The organism is Actinophytocola sp. (assembly GCF_035712165.1).
Lineage (GTDB): Bacteria > Actinomycetota > Actinomycetes > Mycobacteriales > Pseudonocardiaceae > DASYTH01.
This window is the reverse complement of record NZ_DASTBH010000016.1, coordinates 1-14,286: the sequence shown is the minus strand read 5'-3', so window position 1 is coordinate 14,286 and position 14,286 is coordinate 1. Positions and strand designations below refer to the sequence as shown.

Genomic DNA, 14,286 nt, shown 5'->3' with positions numbered 1-14,286 from the left:
CTGTGGATGACTGACCTGCCGCTGCGCCACGGTGGCCGCCTCGGCGCCCTCGGCGTCGCCTCCCTGTGGACCGTGGGCGCGCTTGCCGTGGCATTCACCGTGGTGATCGCCACGGTGCGGCTCGCCCACCGGCGGCGGCTGCGGGCCCGGCCGGGCTCGGTCAGTGACCCGTTCGTCGCGGCGACCCGGATGGGGTGGCGGGACTGGCGCCGCAACCCGGTGCTGTGGCTGCTCCTCGTCGCGGTCCCGGCGGTGTTCATCCTCGCCGCGCAGGCCATCACCCCGCACCGGCCCACGTCGATCGTGGTCGCCGAGGACGGCGTCCGGGCGGCCCGGGTGTTCGACGTGTTCGACCTGCACGCCGGCACCATGGCCCCCATCGCCGTGGCCGCGCTGGCCACCCTGGCCGGGCTGTTCGTCGTGCTGGACACCGGCCCCGGGGACCGGCGCGTCGCCCTGGTCGGGCTGCGTCCCGGGGTGGCCCTCGCCGCCCGACTCACGGTCATCGGCGTCGCCACCGCCCTGGCCACCGGCGTGTCCCTGGCCATCGCCGCGTTCGTCTTCGACGCGCGGCAGTGGGTCTGGTACGCCGTCGCGAACGCGTTGATCGCCGTCACCTACGCCTTCCTCGGCGTGCTCCTCGCGCCGATCTTCGGCCGGGTCGCCGGCGTGTTCATCGCCTTCCTCATCCCGTTCCTCGACGTCGGCATCGGCCAAAGCCCCATGCTGCGCGGTGAACCCGCTCCCTGGGCAACCTACCTGCCCGGCTACGGCGCCTACCGCATCCTCATCGACGGCGGCCTCACCGCCGGCTTCGACGAAACCCGGGCTCTGCTCATCGCCCTCGCCTGGCTCGCCGTGCTCGCCGCCGCCGCCGTCATCCTGGTGCGGCGCACCATCACCCCCACCACCGGCGGGAGCTGAACCCGATGGGCCAGACCGCAGCATCGCCGCGGCCTGGCTGTCCGGCGCTGCTCCCCGAGGACCTCCGCTGCCCGGCCGCCGGTTCGACCGGCGACGTCGACCGGGTACCGCCGCGGCTGCGTACGTGGCTGCGGCGGGTGTTCATCGTGCGCGGCGGCCACGCCATGGCAGCCGGCGGTCTGACGATCTTCACCGCCGTGCGCGATAGCGACGCCGCCGTGGCCGCCGCGCTCACCGCCGCCGGGCCACCGCCGCGGCCCTCTGGCCGTAGCCCTTCAAGCCGGACTTGGCCCTACCGCGACCGGCGGGTCGAGTGTGGCTACGGCTGCGCGTCTTCGCCCGACCAGCCGGCGGGTCGTCCCGGCAACAATGTGAGGGCAACCGCTGCGGCGGCCAAAGCGACTGCGGTGCCGACGAATGCGGCGGCGTTGACGGCATCGGTGAACGCGGCGCGGGCCGCGGCCACCAGCGACGCGGCCGCCGGGTCCCCGACTTGTGCAGCGACCTGCAACGCTGCCTGGAGCGAGTCGCGAGCCTCCCCGGCCGCGGGCGCGGACAGCGACGCGGTCGGACCGGTGACGTGGTCGGTGTACACCTGGGAGATGACGGTGCCCAGGACGGCCACGCCGAACGCGCCGCCGATCAGGCGGGCGGTGTCGTTCATCGCCGACCCGACGCTGGCCTTGGCCAGTGGCAGGCTGCCCATGACCGAGTCGGTGGCGGGTGCCATGGCGATACCGATGCCCGTCCCGGCCAGGATCAGCGCGGTCAGGACCGGGGGGTAACCGCTGGTGGCGGTGACCTGGGTGAGAACACCCAGACCCGCGGCGGCCAGGACCATCCCCAGCGTCACGGCGAGCTTCGTGCCGGCCCGTGCCGTCAGTGGCGCGCTGATGCCCGCGCCGACGATGAGCCCCGCGGCGACCGGCACGGTTCGCGCGCCGGCGCCGAGTGCGGAGTAGCCCAGGACCAGTTGCAGGTACTGGGTGAGGAAGAACAGGGCGCCGAACAGGGCGAAGAAGGCCAGCGCGATGGCGGTGCTGGCGACGCTGAAGCGACGGTTACGAAACAGCCGGATCTGCAGCATCGGGTGGGGCGTTCGTAGTTCCCACCATCCGAATGCGCCGAGGATCAGCACGGCCGCGGCGAACGCGGTAAGCGTGACCGGGTCCGTCCAGCCCCGCGATGGCGCCTCGATCACCCCGTACACCAGGCTGAGCAGCCCGGTGATGGACAGGATCACACCGATCGGGTCTGGGGGTCCGGCGGCCGGGTCGCGCGACTCAGGCACCAGCACCGCTCCGGCAGCCATGGTCAGGGCCGCGATGGGGACGTTGACCAGAAAGATCGAACCCCACCAGAACCGTTCCAGCAGCCACCCTCCAGTGACTGGGCCGAGGGCGATGCCCAGGCCCGCCACGGCGGTCCAGATCGCGATGGCCTTGGCCCGCCGCGGCCCGGTGAAGATGTTCGTGATGATGGACAGTGTCGATGGCATGATCATCGCCGCGCCCACGCCCATCAGACCGCGGCTGACGATGAGCTGCGTCGGGGTGTCCGACAGCGACGCGAGCGCAGAGCCGAGGCCGAACACGACCAGCCCGGCCTGCAATACCCGCCGACGACCCCAGCGGTCGCCGAGGTTGCCGGCGGTCAGCAGCAGACCGGCGAAGACGAGAAGATAGGCGTCCACGATCCACTGCAACTGTGCCGACGTCGCTGACAGGTCGCGTTGCAGGGTGGGCAGGGTGACGTTGAGAATGGTGTTGTCCAGGCCGATCATCAACAGGCTGACGCTGAGTACCACGACGGCCATCCAGGCGCGCGGCGGCGCCAATGTCACTTTTGGTTGTGGCTGGTAGTGGCCGGTCACCTGGTCGGTGATCATGACGGTCTCCTCGGTGTCGTCGCGGCGTTCCCGTCACCGGCCGGGCCGGTACTGGTGAGGACCTCGTCGATTGGGCGGCGCGGTGCGAGCCGGGGGCGGCGGCGTGGGTGACCGACACGGAGCAGGATCTGCGGTTGGCCGCGGTGCTCGAGCAGTGCGGCCAGCCGCGGGCGTAGTTCGGGCACCTCGATCGCCTGGCTGAGGAAGGCGGTCGCCAAGCCCTCGGCGGTGGCGCTAAGCAGGACGTGGGACATGGCCTGGCCGGCAGCGATCCAGGCGGGCGGGTCGTCGCGGTCGGTGCCGATCACCAGTAGTGCCGGGCTGGCGTTGGCAGCGGCGCGGTCGGTGTGCGCGCGTAGCGAACCGAGGTCGAGGCGGCGTACCACCGTCGGGGCCAGGCGGGCGGCGGGTCCCGGTATCCCGAAGGCGTAGCCGGGCATGCCGTCACGGCGCCGGCCGCGGTTGGGAATGAGCCGCTCGGCGAGCTCATTGCGGAACTCCGGGTCGCGCCACTTGATCCGATCGCCGGCGGCGATCAGGTCCGCGGCGGCGGCCTTCGTGGACCGGTCCGTGATAACGGCCAGCCAGCAGCCCTCGGCGACGGCGGCGGCGCGCAGTCGCTCCAGTTGCGCCATCGACAGCGGCTGCTTCCGGTACGGGCCGCGATTGCAGTGCCGGGTAGTGACGGCGGCGAACAGTCCGGCGGGCGGTCGCCCGACCGGCGGGCCGATCCGGAGTGTGGCGACCAGGTCGGCGTCGGCGGACTCGGGCAGGATCGCGATCACGGGCTGGTAGCCGAAGTGGCGCACCGCGACCTGGGCGTGGTGGAGGGCCGCTGCACAAGCGATTAGCAGCTCCCGGTCGTGCGGGTCGATGGTCGGCAGCGCACGGGTGTGGTCGGCGCGAATCTGCAGCACGTCGCCGGCCAGGTGGAACCGCCACGGTTGTCCATTGTGCCCAGAGGGCGCCAGCAAGGCATACCGGGCGAGGAACCGTAGTTTCTCCGCCGGTCCGCCGTGCGCGGGGAAGTCGTCTGCGGCGACCCGCCACTCATCGGCGTACGAGCCGGTCATGATGGTGTCTCCTCTCCTGCGGCGGGTGCGCCGCAGCCGCAGCCGTTTCCACAGCCGCACGCCGTGGTCAACGCGGCTGCTTGCTGGCGAAGTCGATTGAGCTCAGTCCATTGCCGCAGCGCGTGCCGGGTCAGCCGGTCACCGACGTCGGGTAGTCCAGCCAGGTACGTGTCGTGCGCCTGCCGGCTCAGCCGCAGCACGGTCATGTCGGTGGCCGCCACCACGCTGGCGTGGTGGTCGCTGTCGGTCAGTACAGCCAAGTGCCCGCAGCATTGGCCCGGCTCCAGCATTCCCGCCGGCATCGGCGTGTCCTTGCGGTCGGCGTATTCGATCCGGGCCTGGCCGGACTCGATGAGGTACCAGCCGTCGCCGGGCTCACCCTGCCGCAGCAGTGGCTGGCCCGCCGGCACATGTACCGGTTCCATCAGGGTGCACAACATCGCCGCCTCGGCCACCGACAGCGGGGCGAACACCTCGCAACGGCGCAGCCATTCGGCCTGCCGCAACAGGCTGGCCCGCTGCGGCATCGTGGTGTCCGCTTGGTCGAGGGCCAGTTGGTCCAGCGCGGTGGGCGCCGGGTCGGGGCGGAGCATGCTCGGCGCGGGCGCCGCGGTGCGTCGCTGGAGGCGCAACAGCGCGAGCAGGGCCAGCTTGCCAGGCAGGTTCAGCGCGGCCTCCACGGCGGCTAGTCGGGGCAGCACGCAGGCGAGTTCACCGGTGAGGCAGGCGAACGGGTGTACCGCGTGCCGCACATAGCGAGGGGCAAGGTAGGAGGCGCTGGGTAGGTACGGCACACTGCCGTGCAGTACCACCGATGGGACGTGGAAGAAGTCCAGGTTCTGCTTGGCCACGTGTTCCTCCAGGTCTCCGACTACGGCGTCGACCTCGAACCGCAGCGGTCCCGCGACGACCTGCAGCACCGCGGCAGCGAGTTCGACCACCGCCCGGATACACAGTTCCCGGGGGGCCGTCGGTCGCTGGTTCTTGACGAACCGGCCCAGTTCACGAACCTTCCGCACGGGCAGGTCGGGCAGTATCGGCAACCGGTTGTACAGCCCGGCGCCATGCACCATTTCGACCGGGAACAGCGGGCGTCGCGCGGTGCGCAGCCGGGTTCCGTCCGGGGCGGCCGGCGGCTGTTCCAACACCGCATAACAGAGAATCTCACCGGTGGCTGGCACGCCGGCGACCAGGTGCAGGTCGTTCGCGGCGACGACCGACGCGGGCTCGCCGCTCATTCCTTCGCTGTAGGCCAGATGTGGGTCGATGAAACCGATGTCGAGGTACTGCGCGAATCTGAAGCGCAGCAATGCCTCCACGTCGCCGTCGCGCAGGCCGGTGGTGGGCGCCGCGACCACCGCTATGCCGTGCCGTTCGCGCCGGTGAAGTAGCCCTTTCCGCCACGGCGTCCGCAGCAGAGACGGCAGGCGTACCGCCGCCCCGGCGCCCAGAACGCCTTGGACGTATGACTTTTCGGAACCGTCTACCGGCACCGCGGTCCAGGCGCGCTGGTGCTCGACGACGGCGGTCATGACGTACCCCGTCCACCAGGCGTCGCCGGGGCCGGCGCGCCGTGCCGGTAGCGCAGGGCGGTACGGCCCATCCGGGCAAGCTCCACCCACCGTGCCAGGGCCACCCGGCACCGCGCGGACACCGGCCGAGGCAGCCGGTGGGCGTCGACCAGGATTCGCTTGCGCACCGCCCGGCCCGCCAGCAGATCCAATCCGACCCGGGCCGCTATCGCGCCGAACAGTTGCGCGCTGTACACGAGCTGAGGAAATGGTTCGGCGCCGTCGGCGAGTTGCCGGCGCAGCACCGGAAAGATTTCCACCGGTAGCGCCCGCAGCGGCACCACCCGGGCCAGGAAGCGCAGCGGGTCCAGACCGTCGACCGGTTGCCCGGAAAGCCGCCCGCCGAGAACCGGCAGCGACCGTACCCGGTAGTCGTAGACGAGGACGAGTTGCACCCCGGCGATGTCGTAGCCACACACCACCGGCACGCCTACCTCCCGGGCGGTGACATGTAGGGCGTACTTGCACGCCAACGCCTGCGCGGTAGTGACATCGACGCCGTCGAAGATCAGCGATGCCTCCGACACCCGCTCGGCTACGTTGGCCGCCACGACGCCGCGTTCGTCGACCTCCACCCGCACGTACGGGTTGACCGCACGGGCGGCCTCCGCCAACACCAGTGCCTTGTTGCGGCCGACGTCACCGGCGGCGGCATGCTGTCGGTTGAGGTTGGACAGCTCGTAAGCGTCCGGTTCGGCCAATACCAGGCGTTCGGCGCCCAGTCGCACCAGCGGCTCGACGACCGCACCGCCGATCGACCCGCACCCGGCGACCAGGATTGTCGCCCGGCGCAGCAAGTCCTGCTCGCGTTCCCCGATCAGGCCCGCGTTGCGAGCTGTCAGTGCGGCGTAGAAATCCTCGGGCGACCCGACGCCCGGTAGGTCTTCAACCACGACCGCGGACGAGTTCGTTATCACGGTTCCCCCCATTCGTCGACGATTCGCGTCAACGAGTACGCCGTGAACGAACTGGAGCGTAGGGACCTAAGACCCAAACGATATGCCGTTGGCTGCGGCTCCAGGCAAGTGCCGTCAATTTCAGAATTGCTTCACGATACCTTTACCGTCTCTTCAGGAATGCTTCTGAGAAACAGCATGACGAACACGCCACCGGTCAGGCTCGGCCATGGCGTGTATCGACCCGCGCGGACAAAGGCGTGGAACTCCCGCCCGAGTACGCGTCAGCGGCGTGGCGCGGCGGGAAGCGTTACGGTGAAGGTGGCGCCCCGTCCGGAACCGTCGCTGGTGGCGGTGACCCGACCGTTGTGCTCAGCGACGATGGCGCGCACGATGGCCAGCCCGATGCCGGATCCGCCGCGGGTGCGGTCGCGGGCGGCGTCGGCACGGTAGAAGCGTTCGAAGATGTGCGGCAGGTGCTCGGCGGCGATGCCTTCGCCGTTATCGATGACCGAGATCCGGACTCCGGCGGGGTCTCGTTCGGCAGTGAGGGTGACGGTTCCGCCGGGTGGCGTGTGGCGCAGCGCGTTGTCGAGCAGGTTGCCCAACACCTGGTCGAGGCGTTCGTCGTCGGCGTGGACGTCGGGAAGGTCGGCGGCGACCGACTCGGCGAGGACGACGCCCTTTTCCGCGTACCGTTGGCGGGCCGCCGCCACAGCGGACCTGACCAGGTCGGCCACGGCGACGCGGCGCGGATGCAGGTCGAGTTGGTGTTCCTCGGCCCGGGAAACCGCGGCGATGTCTTCCGCGAGCCGGCGCAGCCGCCCGGTCTGGGCGCGCAACACCGCCCAAGTGTCCTCGTCGCGTACGAGCACGCCGTCCTCGGCGGCGTCGACGTACGCCTCGATCGTGGCCACGGGCGTGCGCAGTTCGTGACCGAGGTCCGCGAGCAGCCGGCGACGGGTGGCCTCCACTTCGGCCAGTCGGCCCGCCATCGTGTTGAACGCAGCGACCACGGTGTCGAACTCGTCGCCGAGGCCGGGCGTGGCCACCCGGGTGGCGTAGTGCCCGTCGGCGATGTCCGCCGCCGCGGCGGCGAGATGCCCCACCGGGTGCGCCACCCGGCGGGCGACGTAGGCGCTTACCGCCAGCGCGGTGGTCAGGGCGGCGATCAGCGCCACGGCAAGGGACACCGCGCTGGCCGAGGCATACGCCTCCTCGACGTGCCGGAACGCCTCGGCGTCGACCTGTCCGGGAATCTGACCGAGATGGTCGCGGAAGATCGCCGGGCCGACGGCGGCGGCGACCAGTCCGAGGGTGAGCGAGCCGGCGAGCACGACGAAGGTCTGCGCGACGAACAGCCGGCCGGCCAGGCCCAGCCGCAGCTTCGGCATCAGCCGTCACCCATCCGGTAGCCCACGCCGCGCACGGTGCGGATGAACCGGGGCGCGGCCGGGTCGTCGCCCAGCTTGCGGCGCAGATGCCCGATGTGAACGTCGACGAGGTGCTCGTCGCCGACCCATCCGTCGCCCCACACGGCCTCGATGAGCGTCCGGCGACTGAACGCCACCCGCGGCCGGGCGGACAGGGCGGCGAGCAGGTCGAACTCGGTGCGGGTGAGGTCGACGGGTCTGGCGCCGACACTGACCTCCCGGGCGGCGACGTCGATCGACAACGCGCCGAAGGTGCGGGGTGGCTCCTCCGCCGCCGGGGTGCCCGCGGTGCTTGCACGGGGTCGGCGCAGCATCACCCGCACGCGGGCGACCAGTTCCCGCGGGCTGAACGGCTTGGTGAGGTAGTCGTCCGCACCGACCCCCAGGCCGACGAGCTTGTCGATTTCGTCGGCGCGGGCGGTGAGCATGACGACGTAGCAGTCCGTGAAGGTGCGCAGTTGCCGGCATACCTCGATGCCGTCGAGTCCGGGTAGGCCGAGGTCGAGCACCACCACGTCCGGTCGGTGCGCGCGGGCGGCGTCCACGGCGGCGGGGCCGTCGAATACGCAGATGGCCTCGTGGCCGTCGCGTTCCAGATAGCTGGCCACCACCTTGGCCAGGCTCTGCTCGTCGTCGACGACCAGCACACGGGTACTCATGGCGTCCATCCTGCCCGGCCGGTGCGCGTGTCATCGAAACGCCCGGCGCCAACCATGAAGGTTCGCTGAAGAAAGCCCCGCCGCCCTTGGCACCGGCGTACGGGCCCGGCCACGCTGCAATCACGACCGCTGTTGGAAGGGAACGCCGATGTCACCGGTCATCACCCGCAGGCGGCTGCTCGCCGGCACCGCCGGAGTGGTCGGCCTGGCCGGCTCCGCGGGCGCCGCCGCCTGGGCCAACGGCCTGCTGGCACCCGACCCGCCACTGGTCGCTCCGGATGCCGACGTGGTCGGCCGGGTCGAGGCCGCCAGACGACGGGCCAGCGCCGGCACGGTCACCGCCACGCTGACCCCGCGGCCGGTGAGCATCGACCTCGGCGGCCCGGTCGCCAGCACGTGGGGATACGACGACACAGCGCCGGGGCCGATGATCCGCGTCCGCGCCGGTGACCTGCTTCGCGTGCAGGTGGTCAACCGGCTCCCGACCGACACCAGCGTGCACTGGCACGGTCTCGCCCTGCGAAACGACATGGACGGCGTGCCCGGCGTGACACAGCCGCCGATCCCGTCTGGCGGCCGGCACACCTACGAGTTCACCGCCCCCGATCCGGGCACGTACTTCTACCATCCGCACTCCGGGGTGCAGCTCGACCGTGCCCTGTACGGCGTGCTGATCGTCGACGATCCGGCCGAGCCGGGCGGTTACGACGCCGAATGGATCGTGGTCCTGGACGACTGGGTCGACGGCACCGGCCGCACCCCCGAGCAGGTGCTCGCTTCCCTCGCGTCGATGGGCGGCATGCACGGCGACGGCGGAATGGGCCACGACATGGGCGGCATGCACGGAGGTGCCGGCATGGGCGAGGGTGGCATGCCCATGGGTGGCATGGAGACCATGACTTCGCCGCTGCTCGGCGGTGCCGGCGACGTCGTATACCCGCACTATCTGATCAACGGGCGGATACCGGCCGCGCCGGTCACCCTGGCCGGCAAGCCGGGCCAGCGGGTCCGGGTCCGGCTGGTCAACGCCGCTTCCGACACCGCCTTCCGGGTCGCACTCGCCGGCCACCGGCTCACCGTCACCCACGCCGACGGCTTCCCGGTCGTACCGACCGGCACCGACGCGCTGCTGCTGGCCATGGGGGAGAGGGCCGACGTTACCGTGACGCTCGCCGATGGCGTGTTTCCGCTGGTCGCCGTGGCCGAAGGTAAGGCGGGGCAGGGCCTGGCCGTGGTGCGCACCGGCGCCGGTGGCCTGTCCGCAGGCACGGTCCGACCGGGCCAACTGGACCGGCGGGTTCTCAACACCGCCGCTCTGCGCGCCGCCGACCCGGTACGCCTGACCGACCGCGCACCGGACCGCACCCACCGGCTCGTGCTTGGCGGCGGCATGATGCCCTACCGGTGGACCATCAACGGCGCGACCTTCCGCGACTCCAAACCGCTGTATGTGCGCCACGGCGAACGGGTTCGGCTGCGATTCGTCAACCGCACCACGATGTTCCACCCGATGCACGTACACGGCCACACCTTCGCCGTCACCGGGGCCAACGGCACCGCCGGCGCCCGCAAGGACACGGTTATCGTCACCCCGCACCAGACTGTCTCCGTCGACCTCGAGGCGAGCAACCCCGGCCAGTGGATGACGCATTGCCACAACGTCTACCACGCCGAGACCGGCATGATGATCAACCTGGCGTACCAGGCATGAACGTCGCACCGCGGACCGCTCCACCGCGACGTGCCGCGCCCGGAGCGCGGGCGGCCGTGGCCGAGCAGGCGCCCCGCGGGGAGCTGCGCCGCTATCCGGGCGGTCATTTCGGCGCGTACCTGGGCGAGGTGTTCGACCGGATGGCGACCCACGAGGTGGATTTCCTACAGCGGCACCTGGTCCCGGCGCCGATCCACCCGGCGGTGAACACGACCATGCCCAACACCCCTGCGTAACACCCGGTCTGAAGACACCAAAGGAGTGGGAACGATGCCTCCGCACTGCGACTCCCTTGACGGCCCGGTCGTGACCGCCGCCCGCGGCGCGCTGACCGCCGCCGACGTCGACGTGATCCTGCCGTACGTGCCCGCCGAACGCGAGGACGAGATCCGTGACGCGTTCGCCCGGGTCCTGCCCCTGCACACCGCGGACGGTCCAGCCGCGGACGTGGCCCGGCGGTGGTTCTACGAGACCGTGGTCCGGCTGCACCGCGCCGGTGAGCACGCCCCGTACACCGGCCTCAAACCTGCCGGGCTGGACGTCGGCCCGGTCATCCCGCTGGCCGAGAAGGCCATCGAATCCGGCGACGTGGAGGACGTCTACCGGTTGCTGGCCGCCGACCTGCACACCGAACTGGCCCACCGGATCGACCAGGTGGCCGGCCTCGCCGCGGGCAAGGACGCCTCGGTGACCGCGGCCCGCGCATACGTGCAGGCGATACTCGGCTTCCAGGTCTACACCAACCACATCTACCAGGCGCTGCACGCCGACCCGCACGGTCGACACGGCCACGGCTGACCGGCGGCAGCGGTGCGCGGCCGTCACGGTCGGGCGACGGTGTACCGCAGCCGCAGGTGGCTGTCGCGCAACTGCCGCACCTCGACGAGGGTCAGGTGGCCCCGGGGGCCGGCCACACCGTCGACCAGATGGACCGAGCCGGCTTCGCCGGCGCCAGCCAGATGCGGCGCGACGATGAGGTCGATCTCGTCGACCAGACCGGCCGCCAGCAGTTGTCCGTTGAGGGCACCGCCGGCGTCGACCCGCACCGCCGTCACGTGATACCGGTCGGCGAGCGCGCCAAGCGCGGCAGGCAGGTCGACCCGGTCGTTGCCGACCACCATGTGCTCGACGCGATGCCGGCGTAGCCGGTCCACATGGTCGACGGGTGTGGCCTGGCTACACAGGACGAGCACGTCACGCCAGTACGGCTGCCCGCGCAGCCATGCCAGCCGGGTCAGCAGACCGCGGCTGTCCACCACCACCAGCCACGGTCGCGCGTTGTCGGCCGCCGCCTCGGGCACCCGCTCGTCGGGGTCCTCGCCGGACAGGTCGACACCCTCGGCGCGGGCGGCGGCCAACAGCGTGCCACTGCCGGTGAGGACCGCGTCGTGCGGGACGCTGCCGGCGATCTCGTAGTGCAAGCCCAGGTCGACCGGGAACCCGGTCACCCGGCCGTCGAGACTGACGGTGTTGTGCACGGTGACCCGAGGGCGATCCACGTGTTTCCCTCCAACGGCCGGGCGGGTGCGGGGAAGCCGGTCGGGCGACCACGCGACAACGGTAGGTCGCGCGGTCGGCGTGGCGGCCAGCGGTCGCCACACGCCGTGGGTGGCGCACGCGTCAACGGTTCCGCCAACCATTCCGGGCCGTCGGTTCGCGATGCGCGCGCCACAGCCAGGTCCCAACCAGCCACAGGAGCGTGCCGGTCAGGAGCAGCAGCGCCAGTACCATCCAGGTCTGGTCGCTCAGCCACGAGCGGATCGGCGTCATAGCGTCCGTCCCCCTTCACCTTCAGGCTGGCCCCGTGCCGGCTGACGAGCCAGGGCCGAAGGTCCCGCGCGGCCGTACTGACGTGGTCGTCCGGCTGAGCAGCGGGCAGTCCGCCAGCGCCGCGGCCGCTGTCGTCGCCCCGCCGGTGCGGGCCCGCCCCGGAAGCGAGCCAGCGGCCGAACGTCCGCCCGACGCCTTTTCTGCCGGCCCTCTGCTCAGGGCCGCGCGGCCCTGTCGCGCCGGTGGGCTGCGCGGCACGGTAGAGCCGACGGCTCTCCGGAGGTGACCATGAAAGGACGCGATTGTGGTACGAGGACTGGCGGTCGACCGGGCCGACGCTCGGTGCTGCGCGGCCTGAGTCCTTGCATTCGCATTCCTAGGTCGGCGGCCCGGCGCACTGGACGATCGGTCACACTGCCGATCAAGTACGCCCGCGAGGACGGCGATCCGGTCGTCCTCGCGGGCGCGGTGGGCGAACGTGGGTGACGCGGCCTTGCCAGGCCTCTTGGCGCGCACGTCCGGCTAGGCGGCGGCTGATTCGAGAGAGGACTCGCCGGACGGTGCCTGCCGAGGCTCGGCGCTGGCTGGTGGCGACATTGTGCCGCCACGCGCGTTTCCGCGCGTACGCGTCGCCGACGCCGACGCCGACCCATTCATTGCATCTACCTTGCTGCCTGCTGAGCGGGCGCCATACCCGTGGCCAGCAGCCCGATCACGTTGCCCTCGGGATCCTCGAACAGGGCGAAGTCGCCCACGTTCTCGATTGGGGTCGGGCCCTTGACCTGCTTGCCGCCCAGCTCGGTGGCACGCAGCAGGGCGGCGTCCAAATCGGGGACCTGGACGTAGATGGTCACGTACGGCGGCACCCGCTCCGGCGTTCGCATGATGCCGCCGCCGAGGCCGTCGCCGGTCTCGACCAAGCCGTACTCGGGGCTCTGCGCATCGATCTTCCAGCCAAACAGGTCGGCGTAGAACGCGCGAAGGCGCTCCGCGTCCCGGCCGCCGATCTCCCAGTGCACCACTGGATGTGTCATGGCAACGCACCTCCATTGCCGCCGGCACGTGGGACTCTAGCCCGCGCGGTAGCGGGCACTCAGGGTCATCCGACCCCGCTGGACGGGATCTTCGGGAGCACGTGCGCGGCCGCCGCCGGCCTCGTCGAGGAGATCTCTGTGCGCCGCGATAGCGAGCCGGATCCGTTACGCCGCGACGGACTTCAACAGCTCGTAGACGAGGAACGCGGGCCATACGAGGGCCTTGAGGACACCGAGGACACCCGACCAGAAGTCGTCCGCGGCCTGGATGTAATAGACCAGCGCGCCGATCAGACCCAGGCCGTAGACGGCGTCGCCCGCGCCGCCACGGTTGATGCGTGTCCGTCTTTCTCTGTCGGCCATGATGAGCCCCTTTCGTCGACGGCGTCCATACCAGCCGAGCCGGACCCGTACCGCAACCCAATCGCGCCGGTTCAGCCGGGCGTAGGGCCGTACGACCCAGGTGGGCGACGCTACGGTCGAGTGACGGCGCAATTCACTCATGGCGCGGGCGTGTCCGAGCAGATCACGTTGAAACGGCAGTGTTGGGACCTTTCCCGTTAGCCGGTAGCCGAGCTCGGTCAGGCCCTGGTCAGCGCGTTGTGCTCGCGGCCGTCTTCGCCCTTTCGTAGATCAGCGGCCGCTCGCGGCGCGGCATCTCCGCCGCGCCGTGGACGAACGGCAGCTCCAGCCGCCGACACCGCGACCACGGCGGTGCCCCAGCACCAGCGAACCGCCCCGGCAGTTGGGCGGTTCGCCTCTGTGTTTGAACGGTCTGCTCCGATCGCTACCGGTGCCGTACCGGGATGTAGATCGCCAAGCCGATCAACAACTGACCGTGGTTGTTGATGTCCTGCACGCCGTAGGCCGCCTCGGTGGGGACGCCGGCCGGGGTGAGGTCCCGAATGGTGGCGCGCGAGTAGAGGAACGCGTGCTCCTCGACCGAGTACGGCGCGACGTTGCCGGTGCCCAGGATCGTTCCGTGCTCATTGATCGCGACCGCGGTGCTGGCATTGCCGCCCGGCAACGAGCCGAGGTAAGTCATGTTGCCGCGGTACCAGCGCACCGCGCGGTTCATCGGCTCGCTTGTCCAGTCGGTGACGCCACCGGCGATCTGGCCGCGGTCGTTGATGGCGGTGGCCCGGCTCCCCATGCCGGTCGTCAGCCACGTCACCGTACCGCGCTGCCACAGGAATGCGTGCTGAGGGCCATCGACGCCGCGGCCGGACCAGCCGACCACCTGACCTCGGTTGTTGATGTCGAGGGGTTGGGTGTATCCGCCGACGCCGAGGTCGCGCATCCGGCCGTTCTGCCAGATGAACCCGCG

The 14,286-nt window shown here is 71.0% G+C and carries 13 protein-coding genes and 1 pseudogene; 4 read left to right on the top strand and 10 right to left on the bottom strand.

All coding sequences use genetic code 11. The annotated features are described in order from the left end of the window. Positions 1-924 (top strand): hypothetical protein (locus tag VFO68_RS00825; RefSeq protein ID WP_325156159.1); only part of this gene is annotated, 924 nt, incomplete at its 5' end. Positions 925-1,243: 319 nt separating this feature from the next. On the opposite strand, the gene VFO68_RS00820 is transcribed toward VFO68_RS00825, so the two are convergent. The 6 genes from VFO68_RS00820 to VFO68_RS00795 all read right to left on the bottom strand — a co-directional run bounded on the left by VFO68_RS00820 (position 1,244) and on the right by VFO68_RS00795 (position 8,444). Further along, the gene (locus tag VFO68_RS00820) at positions 1,244-2,812 is read right to left on the bottom strand and encodes an MFS transporter (protein ID WP_325156158.1); all 1,569 of its coding nucleotides are present in this window, start codon (positions 2,810-2,812) and stop codon (positions 1,244-1,246) included. After that, positions 2,809-3,885, bottom strand: a complete 1,077-nt coding sequence (locus VFO68_RS00815; RefSeq protein WP_325156157.1) for an Acg family FMN-binding oxidoreductase — start codon at positions 3,883-3,885, stop codon at positions 2,809-2,811. Before VFO68_RS00815 ends, VFO68_RS00820 begins: the two co-directional genes overlap by 4 nt. Continuing rightward, positions 3,882-5,417, bottom strand: coding sequence for a cyclic nucleotide-binding domain-containing protein (locus VFO68_RS00810; protein WP_325156156.1), 1,536 nt, complete (start codon positions 5,415-5,417; stop codon positions 3,882-3,884). Before VFO68_RS00810 ends, VFO68_RS00815 begins: the two co-directional genes overlap by 4 nt. Further along, on the bottom strand, positions 5,414-6,349 hold the full coding sequence (locus VFO68_RS00805; protein WP_325156155.1) for a HesA/MoeB/ThiF family protein: 936 nt from the start codon (positions 6,347-6,349) through the stop codon (positions 5,414-5,416). Before VFO68_RS00805 ends, VFO68_RS00810 begins: the two co-directional genes overlap by 4 nt. A gap of 287 nt (positions 6,350-6,636) precedes the next feature. Then, positions 6,637-7,746: a sensor histidine kinase gene (locus VFO68_RS00800; protein ID WP_325156154.1), complete on the bottom strand. Its 1,110-nt coding sequence runs from the start codon at positions 7,744-7,746 to the stop codon at positions 6,637-6,639. After that, positions 7,746-8,444: a response regulator transcription factor gene (locus VFO68_RS00795; protein ID WP_325156153.1), complete on the bottom strand. Its 699-nt coding sequence runs from the start codon at positions 8,442-8,444 to the stop codon at positions 7,746-7,748. Before VFO68_RS00795 ends, VFO68_RS00800 begins: the two co-directional genes overlap by 1 nt. A gap of 148 nt (positions 8,445-8,592) precedes the next feature. On the opposite strand from VFO68_RS00795, the gene VFO68_RS00790 reads away from it, so the two are divergent. Genes VFO68_RS00790 through VFO68_RS00780 form a run of 3 tightly spaced genes read left to right on the top strand, consistent with a single transcriptional unit; the run spans position 8,593 to position 10,953 of the window. Then, entirely contained in the window at positions 8,593-10,155 is a 1,563-nt protein-coding gene (locus VFO68_RS00790) for a multicopper oxidase family protein (RefSeq protein ID WP_325156152.1), read from the top strand. After that, positions 10,152-10,391: a hypothetical protein gene (locus tag VFO68_RS00785; protein WP_325156151.1), complete on the top strand. Its 240-nt coding sequence runs from the start codon at positions 10,152-10,154 to the stop codon at positions 10,389-10,391. The genes VFO68_RS00790 and VFO68_RS00785 overlap by 4 nt, the downstream gene beginning before the upstream one ends. Positions 10,392-10,425: 34 nt before the next feature. Further along, positions 10,426-10,953: a DUF6448 family protein gene (locus tag VFO68_RS00780; protein WP_325156150.1), complete on the top strand. Its 528-nt coding sequence runs from the start codon at positions 10,426-10,428 to the stop codon at positions 10,951-10,953. A 23-nt stretch (positions 10,954-10,976) separates the two neighbouring features. On the opposite strand, the gene VFO68_RS00775 is transcribed toward VFO68_RS00780, so the two are convergent. The 4 genes and pseudogenes from VFO68_RS00775 to VFO68_RS00760 form a co-directional block, all read right to left on the bottom strand. Continuing rightward, complete coding sequence (locus tag VFO68_RS00775; protein WP_325156149.1) at positions 10,977-11,654, bottom strand: RibD family protein; 678 nt, start codon at positions 11,652-11,654, stop codon at positions 10,977-10,979. A 933-nt stretch (positions 11,655-12,587) separates the two neighbouring features. After that, positions 12,588-12,959, bottom strand: a complete 372-nt coding sequence (locus VFO68_RS00770; RefSeq protein ID WP_325156148.1) for a VOC family protein — start codon at positions 12,957-12,959, stop codon at positions 12,588-12,590. Between the two features lie 165 nt (positions 12,960-13,124). Then, positions 13,125-13,322, bottom strand: a complete 198-nt coding sequence (locus VFO68_RS00765) for a hypothetical protein (RefSeq protein WP_325156147.1) — start codon at positions 13,320-13,322, stop codon at positions 13,125-13,127. A gap of 424 nt (positions 13,323-13,746) precedes the next feature. Continuing rightward, positions 13,747-14,286: pseudogene (locus VFO68_RS00760) on the bottom strand (hypothetical protein); the annotation flags it as partial.